Raw genomic sequence first — 17784 nt, 5'->3', positions numbered from 1 at the left:
GAAATCCCCACTGTAGGGTTCCTACAAATCACCCCGGACAAAGTTCGTACGGATCTCTATCCGCGTGTCGGAGTTCTACAGGGCAAGGTGGATTTTGTGCTTGTACTCGTCGCCCCGGGCCAAGGTGCCCAAACACCGGGCTTCCTGACACCCTGGCTTGAGCTGCCCGGTCTGGCCGACAGACTCGGCGCCTGGTCGGAGGTCGTCGGGCTCGATCTGGTCTCCTACGGCACCACGGCCGACGCCGACGAGATCCGCGACACCGCCGTCGCGCAGCCCCTGCTCGTGGCCGCCGCGCTGGCCTCCGCCGAGGCCCTCGGCGCGGCCCCCGACGTGCTGGCCGGCCACAGCGTCGGCGAGTTCGCCGCCGCCGCCCTGGCCGGGGTGATCACGCCGGAGCAGGCGCTCGGCCTGGTCCGCGACCGGGCCCAGGCCATGGCCAAGGCCGCCGCCGTCACCGAGACCGGGATGACCGCCGTGCTCGGCGGCGTCGAGGAGGAGGTGCTGGCCGCCCTGGAGAAGCACGGGCTGACCCCCGCCAACATCAACGGCGCCGGGCAGATCGTGGCGGGCGGCACGCTGGAGCAGCTGGCGGCGTTCAAGGAGGACCCGCCGGCCCGTGCCCGGCTCATCCCGCTGTCCGTCGCGGGCGCCTTCCACACCTCTCACATGGCTCCGGCCGTGGAGAGCCTGCGCGAGGCCGCCGCCGGCGTCGCGCCCGCCGACCCGGCGATCACGCTGCTGTCCAACGCCGACGGGCAGGCGGTCGCCACCGGCGCCGACTTCGTCCAGCGGCTGGTCAAGCAGGTCAGCAGCCCCGTCCGGTGGGACGCCTGCATGGAGACCATGGCCGGGCTCGGCGTCACGAAGATGATCGAGCTGCTGCCCGGCGGCACACTGACCGGCCTGGCCAGGCGCGGCTTGCGCGGCGTCCAGACCGTGGCGTTGAAGACCCCAGACGACCTCGACGCGGCCAGGGAGCTGATCAAGTGAAGATCCCCGACATCGCCTCCGGCAGCAAGGTGCTGGCGCTCGGCCACTACCAGCCCGCCAACGTGGTCACCAACGACGACCTGGCCAAGACCATGGACACCAACGACGCGTGGATCCAGTCGCGGGTGGGCATCAAGGAGCGCCGGATCGCCCCCGACGGCGAGTCGGTCGAGGACATGGCCACCATCGCCGGAGGCAAGGCGCTGGCCGCCAGCGGCCTGTCCCCCGACGACATCGACCTGGTCATCGTGGCCACCTGCACGCTCGAGAGCCAGATCCCCAACGCCTCCGCCGTCGTGGCGCACCGCCTGGGCATCAACTCGCCCGGCGCGTTCGACGTCAACGCGGCCTGCGCGGGCTTCTGCTACGCGCTCGGCACCGCCAACGCGACCATCCGCGCGGGAGCGGCCAGAAACGCGCTGGTCATTGGCGCGGAGAAGCTGTCGCAGTGGATCGACTGGACCGACAGGTCGACCGCGGTGATCTTCGCCGACGGCGCCGGAGCCGCCGTGGTCGGCCCGTCCGAGACGCCCGGCATCGGCCCCGTGGTCTGGGGCAGCTCCGGCGACAAGTCCGAGGCGATCAGCATCAAGGACCGTCACGACCACCTCTACCAGGAGGGCCAGACGGTCTTCCGGTGGGCGACCACCGCGCTGCACCCGGTCGCGCTCGAGGCCTGCGCCAAGGCGGGCGTGGACCCGTCGGAGCTGGCCGCGTTCGTGCCGCACCAGGCCAACCTGCGCATCATCGAGTCCATCGCCCGTAAACTGGGCGCCGACAAGGCCGTCATCGCCCGTGACATCGTCACCGCGGGCAACACCTCGGCCGCCTCCATCCCGCTGGCGCTCTCGCGCATGCTGGAGCGTGGCGAGGTTCGCTCGGGTGACCTGGCACTGGTGCTCGGGTTCGGCGCGGGTCTGACCTACGCCGGTCAAGTGATCGAGATTCCCTAGAATCCGCTCGCTTCCTTCATGCTTGCGCGGCACCGTCCGCGCAGAACCCAGAAAACCAAAGGAGAACTAGCGACATGGCTGCCACCGAGCAGGACATCCTCGAGGGCCTCGGCAAGATCATCAACGAGATCACGGGCATTCCGGCCTCCGAGGTGACCCCCGAGAAGAACTTCGTGGACGACCTCGACATCGACTCCCTGTCCATGGTCGAGATCGCCGTGGCCGCCCAGGACGAGTTCGGCGTCGAGATCCCCGACGACCAGCTCAAGAACCTGAAGACGGTCAAGGACGTCCTCACCTACATCCAGAACTGATCTCGTCACCACAACTGACCATCTAGCGAGGAGCGCGAAAACGTGAGTGCGAACCGGGTACGTGTCGTCGTCACCGGGCTTGGCGCGACGACGCCCGTCGGTGGAGACGTCACCTCGACCTGGACGGCGCTCCTAGCCGGTCAGTCGGGTGTCGAGACCCTCACCACGGACTGGATCGACACCGTCCCCGTGAAGTTCGCGGGGACGGCCGCGGTCGATCCGGCCGGGGTGCTGCCCCGTCCCGAGGCCCGCCGCCTCGACCGCAGCGAACAGTTCGCCCTGGTCGCCTCCAGGGAGGCCTGGCAGGACGCCGGCGCCCCCGAGGTCGCGCCCGAGCGGCTGGGCGTCGTGGTCTCCAGCGGCATCGGCGGCATCTCGACGACGCTCACGGCGTACGACACCTATCGCGAGCGCGGCTGGAACCGGCTCTCGCCGTTCACCGTGCCGATGCTCATGCCCAACGGCCCGGCCGCCTGGATCGGTCTCGACCTGGGCGCCCAGGCCGGTGTGCACGCCACGGTGTCGGCGTGCGCGTCCGGCGCCGAGGCCATCGGCTACGCGATGGACATGATCAGGGCCGGTCGCGCCGACGTCGTCGTCGCCGGCGGCACCGAGGCCGCCATCCACGGCCTCAACATGGCGGCCTTCGCCGCCGCGCGGGCCATGTCCCAGCGCAACGACGACCCGCAGGGCGCCTCACGCCCGTGGGACCGCGACCGCGACGGATTCGTCCTCGGTGAGGGCGCCGGCATCGTGGTCCTGGAGTCGGAAGAGCACGCCAGGGCGCGCGGCGCGCGCATCTACGCCTACTGCTCGGGCATCGGCTATTCCGCCGACGCCCACCACATCACCCAGCCCGAGCCCGAGGGCCGGGGTCAGATCATGGCGATGACGCAGGCGCTCACCGACGCCGACATCACCGGGCTCGACGTCAAGCACGTCAACGCGCACGCCACCTCGACTCCCGCCGGTGACGTCGGCGAGGTGCAGGCGGTGGCCAAGGCCATCGGCAACCACCCGCTGGTCACCTCGACCAAGTCCATGACCGGCCACCTGCTCGGCGGCGCGGGCGGCATCGAGTCCGTCTTCACGATCAAGGCTCTGCAGGAGCGGATCGTCCCACGCACGATCAACGTCGACAACCTCGACGACGGCATCGACGTGGACCTCGTCTACGGCGCGAATCGCAAGCTGCCGGACGGCGACATCGCCGCGGTCAACAACTCGTTCGGATTCGGCGGGCACAACGTGGCCGTCGTGTTTAAGGGGGCATGAATGACCGTGCTCGACAATCGGGTGGTGAGCGACGGCTCCGAACAGGAGCCCCTCGATCCCCGGCATCCAGTCGTCCGCATGTCGGCGCTCCTCGACGAGGGCTCCCTGCGGCTGATCACTCCTGAGGACAGAAGCGGCGTCTTGGCCGCCATGGGCCGGGTCGAGGGCGTTCCCGTCGTCGTCTTCTGCAGCGACGCGCGCTTCCAGGGCGGCGCGATGGGCAGCGAGGGCTGCGAGCACATCGTGCACGCCTACGACGTGGCGGTCCGCGAGCGGGTGCCGGTCATCGGCATCTGGCACTCCGGCGGCGCGCGCATCCCCGAGGGCGTCGAGTCGCTCCACGCGGTCGGCCGGGTCTTCGCCGCCATGACCAAGGCGTCCGGCGTCGTGCCGCAGATCTCCGTGGTCGTCGGCCCCGCCGCCGGCGGGGCCGCCTACGGGCCCGCGCTCACCGACCTCGTCATCCTGGCCGACTCCGGCCGCATCTTCGTCACCGGTCCCGACGTCGTGCGCAGCGTCACCGGCGAAAACGTCGACAGCGCCTCCCTGGGCGGCCCCGAGCCGCACAGCAAGCGCAGCGGCGTCGTGCACATCGTGACCAAGTCCGAGACCGACGCCTACGTCAGGGCACGCCAGCTCGCCACGCTGCTCGGCCACCAGGGCCGGGTGCGCACGGGCGAGGTGGAGGAGGTCGACTTCTCGACCCTGCTCCCCGAGTCCGCGCGCCGGGCATACGACGTCAAGCCGCTGGTCAACGGCCTGCTCGACGAGCCCGGTCTTGAGCTGCACCCCAAGTGGGCGCCCAACATCGTGACCACGCTCGGCCGGCTCGGCGGCCGGACGGTCGGCGTCATCGCCAACAACCCGATGCGGCTGGGCGGCTGCCTCGACGCCACGTCCGCCGAGAAAGCTGCCCGCTTCGTGCGTATGTGTGACGCTTTCGGGGTGCCGTTGGTTGTCCTCGTGGACGTTCCCGGTTACCTGCCGGGTGTCGGGCAGGAGCACGACGGCGTGGTCCGGCGCGGGGCCAAGCTGCTGCACGCCTTCGCCGAGGCGTCGGTGCCGCGGGTCACGCTGGTCACGCGCAAGGCGTACGGCGGGGCGTACATCGCGATGAACTCCCGCGCCCTCGGCGCGACCAAGGTGTTCGCCTGGCCGACCACCGAGGTGGCGGTCATGGGCGCGGTGGCCGCGGTGCGCATCCTCAAGCGGCGCGAACTCGCCGCCGCACCCGATGACGAGCGGGCCGAGCTGGAGCAGCGCCTGGCCGATGAGCACACCAAGCTCGCCGGCGGGCTGGAGCGGGCGCAGGAGCTGGGGGTCATCGACGAGGTGATCAAGCCCGCGGAGACGCGCGGCGCCATCGCCAAGGTCCTCGCCCAGGCCACCCCCGCCAGGGGCGCCCACGGGAACATCCCGCTGTAACGACACGTCTCGCACCGCTCGGGCCCGCACCTGTTTCACCAGGTGCGGGCCCGTCGGCGTTCAGGGGGTCGGCGCGTACGACATTTTGGGCATAGACGGCGTGTGTCCGGCGCATACGGCATTTCGGGCGCCGCGTGCAGCCAGCGGACTCAGACGGCCGCGTGCAGCCAGCGGACCGGCGCGCCGTCGCCGGCGTACCTGAACGGCTCAAGCTCCTCGTCCCAAGGTCTGCCCAGCATCTTGTCCAGCTCGTCCTCCAGCACGCACCGCCCCTGCGCCGCCATCATCATCGCGGCGCGCAGCCGGTCCTCGGGGATCATGATGTCGCCGGCCACGCCGATGACCGCCGTGAAGGCGCCGAGCGTCGGCGTGTAGGCATGCCGGGAGCCGTCGACGCCGGGTGAGGCGTCTTCGGTGATCTCGAATCTCAGGCGCTGCCAGCCCATGAGGGAGGAGGCGATGCCCGCCGCGATTCCGGCCCGCCCCTCCCACTCCGCCTGTGCGCGCACGACGTTGGGCGCGGCGGGTTGCGGAGTCCACGTCAGGTCTACGGGCACGCCAAGGACACCCGCGACTGCCCATTCGATGTGAGGGCACAGCGCGGGCTGAGCCGAGTGGACGTAAAGGACGCCACGAGCAGACACCGGACCTCCCGTTTCGGTACGAGGTGCGCCTTCCCCAACGGCCTCGTATCGGGATGATCACAAGTGACTAGGGAGAGACTACCGTCGGTCGCAATCCGACACCAGAGGGGGGCCATACCAAGTTGGTGCGGGAGTGGCGGGTGACAGTTCGCCCTCGGCGGAAAGATAACCGCTCATGGAAATGCAATCTGTCGGCGAGGCGTACATCCGCCCAGGTCAGATCCTGACGGACCGGACCTCCCTCGCCGCCGCGTCGCGCTGGACCCAGGCGGTCTCGGAGGCGGACGGAGTCTGCGTCGTCCACCTGACTCCGGGCGCCGACCCCTGCGAGGTCACCGCCGAACTCCGCGACCAGGGCCTGCGGGCCTCCCCCAACCACGTCCTGCGCGGCCAGCCCCTGTTCTTCGGCGGCCCCGCGTCCAGGCCCTTCCCCGCCGAGCCGATCGGCCTCAAACGGTCCAGATCCCGCTCCGACGTCGTCGTGGGCCTGCTCGACACCGGCGTGGCCAAGCACCCGTGGTGGTCCGGCAGCGACTGGTACGCCCGCCTCTCCCCCGAGGACGCGGACGCCGCCGAGGGCTCGCAGGCCGGGCACGGCACGTTCATCGCGGGCCTGCTCACGCGCCTGGCGCCCGGCGCGGCGCTGAGCGTGCACCGGGTGCTGGACGGCGACGGCCTCGGCGACGAGGCGAGCATCGTGCGCGCGCTGAACCGCCTGCGCGAGCACCCCCCGCACGTGCTCAACCTCTCCTTCGGCGGCCACACCTTCGACGACCGGCCGCCGCCCCTGCTGTCGGACGCCATCGCCGGCCTGACGAACACGGTGACCGTCGCCTGCGCCGGCAACACCGCCTCCGACCGGCCGTTCTGGCCCGCCGCGCTGCCGTTCGTGGTAGGCGTGGCGGCCGTGGACGCCACCGAGCGGCACCGCGCGCCCTACTCCGGCTACGGCACCTGGGTGGACGCGTGCGCCAGGGGCGACTGGCTGACCAGCAGCTATCTGGACACGGGCGAGTACGGCGGGTACGCGGCGTGGAGCGGCACGTCGTTCGCGACGGCGCTGGTGGCCGGCACCATCGCCGAGGCCGCCGCCCGCGAGCCGGCCAAGGAGTGGATCAGGCGCGTCCTCGAGTCCGGGGAGACCCGCGAAATTGCCGATCTGGGGGTTCTCTTCCCGGCGAGTCTGTAGAGTTTACGCTCAGTCCCCGGTCAATCACGAGGAGGCATGATCGCCAATCCGTGCCGGTGGAGAGGAGGCCGTATGCGTGATCCCCGCGAGCCCGCGGAGTTGCTGATGGCCGCCGCCGACGGCGACAGATCGGCCTGGGACGAGCTCGAACACCGGTTCGGGCCGCGTATGTGGGCGGTGGCCCGCGCGTGCGGCCTGGACCCGGCGGACGCGGCGGACGCCGTCCAGGGTGCCTGGCTCCGCCTGCTCCAGCATCTCCACGACCTCAGGGATCCGGCGAGGGTGGGCGGCTGGCTCACGACGACCGTGCGGCGCGAGGCCATGCTGATCCTGAGGAAAGAGCGGCCGGGCGCCTCGTCCTTCGAGATCGTCGACGATCCCGACCCCGCCGCGGCCGTCCTGGAGGCCGACGGCCGGCGCACGCTCTGGCAGACGGTCTCCGCCCTGCACGAACCCTGCCGCTCGCTCCTCCAGTTGGTCGCCATCGATCTGGGAAACCAGCAGGTGGCGGCCCGGCTCGGGCTGCCCACGGGCAGCGTCGGCCCGACCAAGGCCCGCTGCCTGGAAAAACTGCGCACTCTGCTCTCACTACAGGAGACAGCGCAATGATCAACGACGAATACTTTTTGGCGGCCCTCCGGCTGAGCTCGGGCAACGATCCGATCCCCGGCCCGGTGTCCGCCGCCGCCCGCGACGCCTATCGGCTCCGGGTCCCACGGGCGGTGACCGCCGCCTACGCCGAGTCCGCCACGATCCGCGGGGTCCGCGACGACGACAGCTCCCATCTGGTGCGCTTCGTCTCGGCCGGGGTCACCTTCGACCTGGAGGTGACGGAGGGCGACGGGCTCATCGACGTGGCCGGGCTCATCTCCCCCTATCCGGGAGAGGGGGCGCTCGTCGATGTCAGATCACCGCACATGACCCTCACCCGACGCATCGGCCAGACCGGCCACTTCGTCGCCACCGGGCTGCCGCCGGGCTGGCTCAGCATCGTGTGCCACCGGCCCGGTCACGCGCCCATCCAGACGGCCTGGGTACGCATCCGGCCCCGCCCCTAGCCCGTTCCCGATCTTGATCTACCGCAGCCGTACGGCCGGGAAGGCCGCGCCCCTTCTCCGTGCCGGCTACCGACCGAGACCGGCATGAGCGACCAACCGGCCCTGTCAGGCGACCTCCCTCCGCTCGTCGCGGCGGCGGAGGCCGCGATGACGCGTTCCCTGGTCGATCCCGACCACGCCCTGCGCACGGCCCGCGTCGTCCTCGCGGCGGCCCGCCGTACCGGATGTGCCGAGGCGGTGGCCGTGGCGCTGCGGGCGATGGCGCTGGCCTCCCGCGAGCTGGGCGACCTCGCCACCGCCGAGCAGCACCTGCGCGAGGCCATCGGCACGCGCGGCGCCCCGCTCCACCGGATCGCGCAGGCCCGGCTGTCCCTCGTCACCGTGCGCACCGAGCGCGGCCACCCGCGGCAGGCGCTCCGCGTGGCCGCTCTGGCCTGGGCCTACCTCCCGCCGCTCGACCGGGCCAAGCTGGACACGCAGCGCGCCGTGGCCCTCGGGCATCTCGGCCGTCACCAGGAGGCCATCGCCGCCTGCGACCGCGCGCTGCGCGCCCTCGTGGAGGCGCCCGGCACGATCGACGACCGCAGGTTCCTGGCGGGCGGGCTGCTCAACCGCGGGCTCATCCACTCCTACCGGGGCGACTGGGACGCCGCGCTGCGCGACCTTTCCGCCTGCCTGCGCATCGCCCACCAGGCCGGGCTGCCGCACCTGGCCCGCCTGTCCGCCGCCAACCTGCCCTTCCTCGCGGTACGCAGGGGCGACCTGGCGGCGGCGTTCAAGCACTACCGCGAGGCCGAGGACACCCTGCTCGGCTTCCCCGAGCGGCTGGCCACCATGCGGGCCGACTTCGCCGGGGCGCTGCTCGCCGCGCACCTGCCGGGCGAGGCCAGGGCCATGCTGAGCCTGGCCGTACCCGATCTGGAGGCGTCGGACGCTCACGTGGCGCTGGCCGAGGCGCGGCTGAAGCTGGCCCAGGTGGAGCTGCTGACCGGGGACCCGCACCGCGCCAGGCAGGTGGCCGAGCAGGCCGCCCGCGAGCTGGCCGGCCAGGAGCGGACGTCGTGGCTGCCGCTGGCCGCGGAGGTCGTCCTGCGCGCGCGGCTGGCCCTCGAACCCGTCACTCCTGAGCTGGTCGCCGCGCTGATCGCGTGCGCGGACGAGCAGGAGGACGGGCAGGAGGACGGGCTCACCCACCGGGCCGGAGCCGCGGCGCTGCGGCTGACGGCGGCCGAGGCGGCGCTCAGCGTCGGCGACCAGGTGACGGCCGTCACGCAGCTCGACCGGCTCACGCGGGACGCCGTGCGCTCGCCGGCGGATACCGGCCGGACGCCTGCCGGGACCCGGCTGACCTCGCTCGCGTCCGAGCCGCAGGCCCGGCACTTCGCGCAGGCGGCGCAGATCCCCGCCCAGGTGCGCCAGCACGCGCTCGCCTTGCAGGCGGCGCTGCGCGAGGACGTCACCGGCGCCTTCCGCGCGGTCCGCGACGGGCTGGCCGAGGTGAGCGGGCAGGTGGAGGCGTTCGATGACCCGTCGCTGCGCGCCCACGCGGCCAGGGCCGGGGAGCGGCTGGCGGCCTACGGGCTGGAGCTGGCGGTACGCGACGGGTGCGCCAAGGAGGTGTTCGAGTGGGCCGAGCGGTGGCGGGCCGTGGCCGCTCCCGCGCACGAGTGCGCCCTGACCGACCCCGACCTCGTCCGCACCGAGCTGGGGGACGGCGTCCTGGTCGAGTACGTGGCCGACCGGGACGCGCTGCTGGCCGTGATCGTGACGGCCGGACGCCTGACACTGCGCCGGCTGGGCGGCGTGCACCAGGTCAAGGAGGCGATCGTCCAGTTGCGGTACGCCCTGCGCCGCCCCGACCGCCCCGGCGACGTCGAAGCCGCGGCCATGGAGCTCGAACGGCTGGTGCTGCGCCCGCTGGCGGCCGAGCTGGGTGACCGGCCGCTGGTGGTGGTGCCGGTGGGCCCGCTGCACACGCTGCCGTGGGCCGCGCTGCCCGGCCTGCGCGAGCGGCCGGTCAACGTGGCCTCCGGGGCGACCGCCTGGCTGCGGGCCCGCCGGTCACGCGGCCCACGCCCGGCCGCGCCGCCGCTGGTCTCGGCCGCGGCCGGCCCGGCCTTGGCCCACGCGCAGGCCGAGGTCGCTCATGTGCTGGCCTGCCATCCCCGCGGGCGGGAGGTGCCGGGACGCATCGCGCCGGTGCTGGAGGCGCTGAGGACGGCGGACGTGGTGCACCTGGCGGCGCACGGCATGTTCCACGCGCGCAGCCCGCTGGTGTCGGGGATCACCCTGGAGGACGGGTCGCTGATGGCGTACGACCTGCTGGAGGTCACGCACTCGGCCCGGCTTGTGGTGCTGTCGGCCTGCAATTCCGGGATGTCGCGTACGCCGATGGAGGGGACGCCGCTGGGGCTGCCCGGGACGTTCCTTGCCAAGGGGGTGTCCTGTGTGATCGCCGGGATGGTGCCGGTCGGGGACGAGACGGCCAAGGCGATGATGAGCGCGTTCCACGAGCTGCTGGCGGCGGGGCAGCCGCCGGACGCGGCGCTGGCGTGCGCGGCGGCGAAGACGGGCGAGTACGGGTTCAGCTGCTTCGGCGCAGGCGACCGGCCCCTGTACTGACGCCCGCGTCGCTGGACGCCTATGTTGTCGGCGGGCTGGCTTGGCGGGTGTCCGGTTCGGCGGGCGTCTCAATCGGTAGGCGTCCGACCTGGAGGGGCGTCCGGGTTGGGCGGGCGTCCGGCCGGGAGCGAGCGTCCTCCCAAGCAGGCGTTCTACCTGGCGGCGGCGTTCGGATGGAGACCCGGAGACCCGGAGTGGTCAGCCGGTGGCGACGGGGCGGGTGGGGTCGGCGACCCAGTTGGACCACGAGCCCACGTACAGAGCCGCGGGCAGGCCCGCCACCTCCATCGCCAGCACCTCGTGCGCGGCCGTCACCCCGGACCCGCAGTAGGCCCCTGCCTCGACGCCCGCGCCGGCACCCAGCGCGGCGAAGCGGGCCCTGAGCGACTCGGGGTCGAGGAAGCGGCCGTCAGAGCCGACGTTGTCCGTGGTGGGGGCGCTGACCGCGCCGGGGACGTGCCCGGCGACCGGATCGACCGGCTCCACCTCGCCCCGGTATCGCTCACCGGCCCTGGCGTCCAGCAGCACGCCGCCCCGCCGGGCCAGGGCCGAAGCCTCGTCGGCGGTCAACGCCGGCATGCCTCCCGGGCGCGCGGTGAAGTCGCCCTCCTCCGGCTGCGGAATCTCCTTGGTGACCGGCAGCCCGGCCTCGATCCAGGCGGGCAGGCCGCCGTCGAGCACGCGTACGTCCTGGTGCCCGAAGTAGCGCAGCGCCCACCAGGCTCTGGCCGCGACGGTGGAGCCGGCGTCGTCGTACACCACGACCGGCCGCCCGTCCGAGACGCCCAGCCGCCGCATCGCGCGCTGGAAGTCCGCCGCCTCCGGCAGCGGGTGCCGCCCGCCGGGGCCGGGAGGGGCGGCGAGGTCGGTGTCGAGGTCGCAGAAGACGGCGCCCTCGATGTGACCCTCGCGGTAGAACTGCTCCCCGGGCGGGCCGCCGAGCCGCCAGCGGACGTCGAGCACCGTCGCGCCGTCGAGCGCGGCGAGTCCGGCCGGGGTGATCAGCGGGCTGGTCACGTGCGTACCTCCAGGAGCGGGACGTGCTGTTCGGCCGCCGTCAGCGAGCCGTGGTAACCGGTGAACAGGGCCTCGAAGGGGTGAGCCGCGGGAGCGGTGAGCGCCAGGCCGCCGTAGGGCACGGCCACAACGTCGCCGATGCGCCCGAGCCACGCGTCGTGCACACGGGGCCCGAACCAGCCCGAATCGACCGCCTCCTGCCTGGACACCACCCACGCCTTGCCGCTCAGCTTCTCACGCCAGGTCTCCAGCACCCGCTCGGCGGCGCCCGGGTGGGCGTAGACGTGTCGCGCCCTGGCCTCACCGCCGAGCAGCGCCACGCCCTCGGCCAGCTCGGGTGTGCCCTCCACGTCGATCTTCTCGGTCGCGTTGACCATGCCGTGGTCGGCGGTGACGTAGAGGCTGGCACCCGGCGGCAGCCCTTCGGCCAGGCGCCGCGCCATGTCGTCGACTATGGCGAGCTGGCGCAGCCACTCCTCGCCGCCCCATCCGACCATGTGGCCGGTGGCGTCGAGGTCGCCGTAGTAGACCGTGACGTGTGCGGGCCGCCGCTCGCGCAGCGCCTCCAGGGCGCGGGCGACGCGGTCGTCCACGGTGTCGGCGGGCAGGTAGCGTACGCCGCGGAAGACGGCCCCGGTCAGGCCGGTGCTCTCGAACTCGGCGGGGGCGACGTAGGCGGGCTCGACCCCGGCACTCGCGGCGCGTTGATAGATGGTCGTCGCCGGCTGCCACTCCTCCGGATCCATGACCAGGCCGTCGGGCAGCTTCCAGCGCAGGCAGTTGAACAGGTGACCGGCGCCCGGCACCGCCAGCAGCATCCCCACCATGCCGTGCTCACCCGGTGTCAGCCCCGTGCCCAGGGTGCACAGGCTCGTGACGGTGGTGGCGGGGAAACCGGCGGTCAGCGTCCTGCTCGGCAGCCCGGCCAGGAACGGGGCGCTCTCGGGGTGGGCCTGGAGCAGCTCGGCTCCCAGGCCGTCGACCAGGAACAGGCACACCCGGTCGGTGGGCTCCAGGGCCAGCGCATTGGGCTCGCGCAGACCGAGGGCGGCCATCAGCGAGCCCGGCACATCCGCCAGCGACCCGCCGCCGTATCCCGGCACCAGCATGCCCCTCAGTGTAGCCCTCCGTGATCGCCACCCCCTGCCGCGCACCCCGGCACCGCATCCGGCCCTCCGCACGGCTCGGCACGGTGCGCCTTCTGCGCGACTCGGCAGAGTGCCAGCCTTCTCTACGCCTGCGCGTCGCGGTTCCGCCGCAATCGTCGCGGTGGGCCCGCTCCCGGTTGGGCCCACGCGAGTGCACGCGGGTGTGCGTGGTGTGCACGGGTGAACGCTGCCCCATGGCTACCTAGGACGCGAGCACCACGACGCCACACCTGGTCAGGGCACCCCTGGACGTCGCAGCGCATCGGGCGTGGCGGCCCTGGGAGACGCGGGCGGCGGGCGGAGGCGGCCCCGCACATCGCGGGCATCCGGTCGAGCGCCCCAGTTCATCGCAGGGCGTCGGGCGGCCCGAGGGGTCGAAGGTGTCGGGTGGGGTGTGGGGGTTGGGTGGTCGGGGTGGCGGGTGTTCGTGGCAGGGCGTGCGGGATCGCGGTGGGGGCGGTCGTGGTGGGGTGGCGGGCGAGCCGTGGGCGGGGGCCGCGTCCGGGGTGAGGGAGGGCTGGGGTCAGGTGGCGGCGCGGGCGGTGGCCTCGGACAGGGCCTTGGCGAAGGCGAGGACGTGGGTGACCGCCTCGGGGCCGTCGGCCGCCTCGCTGACCCTGAGCGACAGGTCGTCGGCGGTGATGGCGCCCGTGTAGCCGTGGTCGGCCTCGCAGTTTTCGTCGCCGCACGTGGCCGGCTCAAGGTCCACATGAGAGATGGCGCCCCAGCCGATGGTGAGCGTCACCTCCGTGGGAGGGACGCCGGGGACGTAGGAGGCGGGGTCGGGCACGACGCGGGTGACGGCGACCGACTGGACGCGGCTCAGCCGCACGGCCTCGGTGGTGGTGGAGGCGTGGGACGCCGAGACGCCCTCGACCGCCGGGTGCTCGTCGGTGTGGCAGACCAGCAGCCGGGTCGTCGTCAGCACCAGGACGGTGACGTGCCGGCGCACCTCCATCGCGGGATCGAAGGTCGCCTCGTGGTGCACCACGAACGCCGTCACGGCCTCCTTGCCCAGCGCGGATTCGACCGCATCGGTGACGAGGTCGGGGTAGTAGCCGCTGCGCTCTATCGCTTCACGCAGGCCCGCGGCTGAGACTCGGGTTTCCCTCATGGGTCCATCCTGCCAGGGCCGGGCAGTACACTCACCCGCCGGACATAACGCTCTATAACACCTTCTGCCGGTGCATCACCGGGCACAGGGTCACCTTCATTTCGCTGGGGCAGCCGAGGCATTCGCTGAGGGCGAATGCTGGGGACGAAGGCTGGGGGCGAATCAGGAGAGCCGGCGAGGGCCGCCGTCCAGCCGGGGTCCCGCCGGGGTGCGCAGGGTGGCGCGGGCGGCGAGGATCATGACGTCCGACTCCCCCACGAGCACCTGGTCCAGGTCCAGGCGGGACACCTCGGGCAGGTCGTGGGCCAGGCGGCCGACGCGTACGAGGACCTCCTCCAGGGCGTCCACCGCCACGGGCGGGTAGCCGTACTCGCCGAACAGCAGCGGCGCGGCGCGTACGGACCTGACCAGCTCCGAGGCGTCCTCACCGGTCAGCGGGGCCAGCCGGAAGCTCTGGTCCTGCAGCAGCCGGGCGGTCACCTCGCCGAGCCCGAACGACACCACGGGCCCGAACGCGGGATCCTCGATCATGCCCACCACGGTCGGCACGGCGGGCTGCGGCGCCATCCGCTGGACGGCCAGCTCCACCCGCTCGCCGGACAGCTCGGCGTAGGCGTGGCGGACCATCTCGGGGCCGGTCAGCCCCAGGCGCACGGTCCCGGCCCGGCGCGAGGCTCCCGGATCGGCCACCTTGACCACCACGGGCCAGCCCAGACGTTCGGCGGCGGCCACCGCCTCTTCCGGCGAGCCCACGACCTCGGCGGGCCACACGGTCAGGCCGTAGCAGGCCAGCAGCTCGGCGGCGTCGATCTCGACGGGCGGCCCTGCCTGCGCGAACCCGCCGGGGCCGGTCTCGTGCCCGGCGGCCGCCCCGGACCGAGCGGCCCGCTCCTGCCCGGCGGGCCGGGTGTCGTCTCGCGCCGATCCGGTCGAGGAGGTGCCGTCCGGCGCGGCCTCGTCACCGGCCGGGGTGGAGAGGGCCTGGTGGACCAGGGTCCTGGCGCGGGTCGTGTCGATGCCGTCCAGCTCGGGCGGCAGGGCCGCGGGCTGGGCGCGCCACGTCGCGTAGCGCACCACGTACGCCAGGGCCCTGACGGCCTCCTCCGGCGCCGCGTATGACGGGATCGAGCCCCGCGACGGCGTGGACTCCGTACCGTGAGCTCCTGAGACGCGCAGCGCCGGATGCATCCCCAGATGTCCCCTGAACGTCGTCAGCACCGGTTTGCCGGCGTCCTTGGCGACCCGCAGCAGCTCGGCCGCCACCTCCTCGGCCCGGCCGGGGATGGGCGGCATGTCGATCACGACGGCCGCGTCCACGTCGGGCGAGGCCAGCTCGCCGGCGAGCGCCGCGCCGAACTCGGACGGCCCGGCGGCGGGCCCCAGGTTGACGGGCGGGCGCGGTTCGAGGCCGGCGGCCACGCAGGCGTCGGCGGCCAGCAGGCCGAGCGCGTCGGAGTTGGTGACGAGCGCGACCCTCGGCCCCGCGGGCAGCGGCTGGTAGGCCAGCAACTGGCCCACGTCGAAGAGCTGGATGAGGTCGTCCACCCTGATCAGCCCGGCCTGGTCGAACAGCGAGCCGATCGCGGAGTCGGGCAGGCCGAGCTCCTCGGCCGAGTGGCCGGAGGGGGTGCCGCCGCTCTTGACCACGACGACGGGCTTGCGACGGGAGATGCGCCTGGCCAGCCGGGTGAACTTGCGCGGGTTTCCGAGCGACTCCAGGTAGAGCAGGATCACCTCGGTGGAGTCGTCCTCCTCCCAGTACTGCAGCAGGTCGTTGCCCGAGACGTCGGCCCTGTTGCCGGCCGAGACGAACGTCGAGATGCCCATGCCGCGCTGCGCCACCCGCTGCAGGAGCGCGGTGCCGAGCGCGCCCGACTGGCTGAAGAAGCCCACCCTCCCCCGGCCAGGCACGGTGGCGGCGAGGGTGGCGTTGAGCCGGACGGAGGGGTCGGTGTTGGCGATGCCGAGGCAGTTGGGGCCCACGACGCGCAGGCCGTAGGAGCGGGCGATGCGGGCCAGCTCGTCCTGGCGGGCGCGTCCTTCCGCGCCCGTCTCACCGAACCCGGAGGAGACCACGACCAGGCCGTGCACGCCCTTCTCCGCGCACTCCTTGACGACGTCGATCACGCCTTCGGCCGGCACCGCGACGACGGCCAGGTCGACCTCGCCGTCGATGGCGCCCACGCTCGGGTACGCCCGCACGCCCGCCACCGCCCGCACCTCCCGGTGCACGGGGTAGACGGGGCCGGTGAAGTCGGCGGCCAGGAGGTTGCGCAGCACGGTCTGGCCCACGCCGCCCGGCTCGCGCGAGGCGCCGATGACCGCGACCGAACCGGGGGTGAGCAGCCTGGCGATCGAGCGGGACTCGGCCCTGTGCTCGCGCGCGGCCGTGACCTCGGCGGAGGTGTCGGTGGGGGTCAGGTCGAGCGTCATGCGTACGACGCCGTCCTCGAACTGGCTCTGGGCCGTGTAGCCGGCCTGGCGCAGCAGCCCCGTCATACGCATGTTGGCGGGCAGCACGTCGGCGATGAAGCGTTCGATGCCGTGCTCGCGTGCCGTGGCGGCCAGGTGTTCGAGCAGGACGGAGGCCACTCCCCTGCCCTGGTGGGCGTCCTCGACGAGGAAGGCCACCTCGGCCTCGCCCGGAGCGGTCCTGTCGTAACGGATCACGGCCACCATCTCGGTGCCGATCGTGGCGATCAGCGCGACCCTGTTGACGTAGTCGACGTTCGTGAACCGCTCGACTTCCCTGTCGGACAGCCGGGGCCTGGGGCCGAAGAAGCGAAAATAGATCGACTCGTCCGACAGTCTGGAGTAGAACGAGCGGAGACGGTCGGCGTCGGCGGGCCTGATCGGGCGGACATGTGCGGTGCCGCCGTCGGCCAGAACGACGTCGGCTTCCCAATGGGCCGGATATTGTGCCTCCACATTCACGAGCGTAAACCTGCATCCCACATGCCAAGACCGGGGGCGCGGTTGGGCAACGCTTGTGCATCGAAGGCGACCCCGTGTCCGGCGTACGCCCCACGGGCAGCCCGGAAGCTGTTAGTTTTGCCGTGGCGTTTCAGCCGTTGGCCAGGCTCGTTCTGAAGGCAGCAAGGTGGTGACATCATGACGCGGGTCGTCGTGGTGGGCGATCTCATGACCGACGCGGTCGCTCGCGCCCGTTATGCACTCGCCCGGGCGAGCGACACCCCGGCGATCGTGACGATGCACGGCGGCGGCTCAGGGGCGAACATCTCGTCCTGGCTCGCCGTGGAGGGCGCCGAGGTGGCCTTCATCGGCCGCAGAGGCGCTGACATCACGGGTCGTAACCGCGACATGGAGCTGATGGGCTACGGCGTCGACGCCCGGCTTGTCATGGATCCTGAGCGTCCGACCGGCACCTGCGTGGTGCTCGTCACGCACAAGGGCGAGCGCACCATGCTGTCCGACCCCGGTGCCAACGCCGCTCTGTCGCCCGAGGACCTGCCGCGTGACCTGTTCACGCAGGGCACCCATCTGCATCTGTCGGGCTACACGCTGATCAACGAGGGCTCGCGCGACGCCGGTCTGTCCGCGCTCGACATGGCCAGGCACAACGGCATGTCGATCTCGGTCGACTGCGCCTCGTCCGCGCCGCTGGACCGTACGGGGGCCGAGCCGTTCCTCGAATGGACCAACGGGGCCAAGCTGCTGTTCGCCAACATCGACCAGGCGAAGGTGCTGACCGGCCGCGACGACGCCGAGTCGGCCGCCAAGGTGCTCACCGCGTGGTTCCCGCAGGTCGTGATCAAGATGAGTGCCGAGGGCGCGTTGTGGTACAGCAACGGCCGCCCCGACCCGGTGCGGGTGGCCGCGGAGCCCGTCGACAAGATCGTCGACGGCACGGGCGCGGGTGACGCGTTCTGCGCCGGCTTCCTGCCGCCATGGCTGGAGGGCAAGCCGCCGCACGAGGCGCTGGCCTCCGGCAACCGGCTCGCGGCCAAGGCGATCATGCATCTGGGCGCTCGGCCGCCGTTCTGACGGTCTTCGACCGGCGCTGTCGTGGAA

At 72.6% G+C, this 17784-nt stretch carries 15 protein-coding genes; 10 read left to right on the top strand and 5 right to left on the bottom strand.

Annotation, left to right across the window (positions count from 1 at the left end; all coding sequences use genetic code 11):
• Window positions 1–96: 96 nt before the first annotated feature.
• The 5 genes from AB0C27_RS15560 to AB0C27_RS15540 all read left to right on the top strand — a co-directional run bounded on the left by AB0C27_RS15560 (window position 97) and on the right by AB0C27_RS15540 (window position 4960).
• Window positions 97–993: an ACP S-malonyltransferase gene (locus AB0C27_RS15560; RefSeq protein WP_357843679.1), complete on the top strand. Its 897-nt coding sequence runs from the start codon at window positions 97–99 to the stop codon at window positions 991–993.
• Window positions 990–1946 carry a beta-ketoacyl-ACP synthase III gene (locus AB0C27_RS15555; protein WP_357843676.1) on the top strand — a complete coding sequence of 319 codons (957 nt, stop codon included), beginning with the start codon at window positions 990–992 and terminating at the stop codon, window positions 1944–1946. The genes AB0C27_RS15560 and AB0C27_RS15555 overlap by 4 nt, the downstream gene beginning before the upstream one ends.
• A 74-nt stretch (window positions 1947–2020) precedes the next feature.
• Window positions 2021–2260 carry an acyl carrier protein gene (locus AB0C27_RS15550; protein WP_106233862.1) on the top strand — a complete coding sequence of 80 codons (240 nt, stop codon included), beginning with the start codon at window positions 2021–2023 and terminating at the stop codon, window positions 2258–2260.
• A gap of 42 nt (window positions 2261–2302) precedes the next feature.
• Window positions 2303–3535 (top strand): beta-ketoacyl-ACP synthase II, encoded by a 1233-nt coding sequence (fabF, locus tag AB0C27_RS15545; protein WP_357843672.1) that lies wholly within the window; start codon window positions 2303–2305, stop codon window positions 3533–3535.
• Window positions 3536–4960, top strand: coding sequence for a carboxyl transferase domain-containing protein (locus AB0C27_RS15540; protein ID WP_357843670.1), 1425 nt, complete (start codon window positions 3536–3538; stop codon window positions 4958–4960).
• Between the two features lie 149 nt (window positions 4961–5109).
• On the opposite strand, the gene AB0C27_RS15535 is transcribed toward AB0C27_RS15540, so the two are convergent.
• Entirely contained in the window at window positions 5110–5604 is a 495-nt protein-coding gene (locus AB0C27_RS15535) for a DUF3145 domain-containing protein (protein ID WP_357843667.1), read from the bottom strand.
• Window positions 5605–5779: 175 nt separating this feature from the next.
• On the opposite strand from AB0C27_RS15535, the gene AB0C27_RS15530 reads away from it, so the two are divergent.
• The 4 genes from AB0C27_RS15530 to AB0C27_RS15515 all read left to right on the top strand — a co-directional run bounded on the left by AB0C27_RS15530 (window position 5780) and on the right by AB0C27_RS15515 (window position 10473).
• Complete coding sequence (locus AB0C27_RS15530) at window positions 5780–6793, top strand: S8/S53 family peptidase (RefSeq protein ID WP_357843664.1); 1014 nt, start codon at window positions 5780–5782, stop codon at window positions 6791–6793.
• 72 nt (window positions 6794–6865) lie between these two features.
• Complete coding sequence (locus AB0C27_RS15525) at window positions 6866–7402, top strand: sigma-70 family RNA polymerase sigma factor (RefSeq protein ID WP_357843661.1); 537 nt, start codon at window positions 6866–6868, stop codon at window positions 7400–7402.
• Window positions 7399–7851, top strand: coding sequence for a hypothetical protein (locus tag AB0C27_RS15520; RefSeq protein WP_357843658.1), 453 nt, complete (start codon window positions 7399–7401; stop codon window positions 7849–7851). The genes AB0C27_RS15525 and AB0C27_RS15520 overlap by 4 nt, the downstream gene beginning before the upstream one ends.
• An 84-nt stretch (window positions 7852–7935) precedes the next feature.
• Complete coding sequence (locus AB0C27_RS15515) at window positions 7936–10473, top strand: CHAT domain-containing tetratricopeptide repeat protein (protein WP_357843655.1); 2538 nt, start codon at window positions 7936–7938, stop codon at window positions 10471–10473.
• Window positions 10474–10671: 198 nt separating this feature from the next.
• Here AB0C27_RS15515 and AB0C27_RS15510 read toward each other — a convergent pair whose 3' ends face one another.
• From AB0C27_RS15510 to AB0C27_RS15495, 4 genes are all read right to left on the bottom strand, one after another.
• The gene (locus AB0C27_RS15510; RefSeq protein WP_357843652.1) at window positions 10672–11490 is read right to left on the bottom strand and encodes a sulfurtransferase; all 819 of its coding nucleotides are present in this window, start codon (window positions 11488–11490) and stop codon (window positions 10672–10674) included.
• The gene (locus AB0C27_RS15505; protein ID WP_357843649.1) at window positions 11487–12599 is read right to left on the bottom strand and encodes a nucleotide pyrophosphatase/phosphodiesterase family protein; all 1113 of its coding nucleotides are present in this window, start codon (window positions 12597–12599) and stop codon (window positions 11487–11489) included. Before AB0C27_RS15505 ends, AB0C27_RS15510 begins: the two co-directional genes overlap by 4 nt.
• 562 nt (window positions 12600–13161) lie before the next feature.
• Window positions 13162–13752, bottom strand: coding sequence for a DUF5998 family protein (locus AB0C27_RS15500; RefSeq protein WP_346111983.1), 591 nt, complete (start codon window positions 13750–13752; stop codon window positions 13162–13164).
• A gap of 162 nt (window positions 13753–13914) precedes the next feature.
• Complete coding sequence (locus AB0C27_RS15495; RefSeq protein ID WP_357843645.1) at window positions 13915–16680, bottom strand: GNAT family N-acetyltransferase; 2766 nt, start codon at window positions 16678–16680, stop codon at window positions 13915–13917.
• A gap of 183 nt (window positions 16681–16863) precedes the next feature.
• Here AB0C27_RS15495 and AB0C27_RS15490 point away from each other — a divergent pair, with 183 nt between their 5' ends.
• Window positions 16864–17757: a sugar kinase gene (locus AB0C27_RS15490; protein ID WP_357843642.1), complete on the top strand. Its 894-nt coding sequence runs from the start codon at window positions 16864–16866 to the stop codon at window positions 17755–17757.
• Window positions 17758–17784 lie beyond the last annotated feature (27 nt).

Source organism: Nonomuraea sp. NPDC048882, from assembly GCF_040649755.1.
GTDB lineage: Bacteria > Actinomycetota > Actinomycetes > Streptosporangiales > Streptosporangiaceae > Nonomuraea > Nonomuraea maheshkhaliensis.
This window is presented reverse-complemented; position numbering and strand designations above follow the sequence as displayed.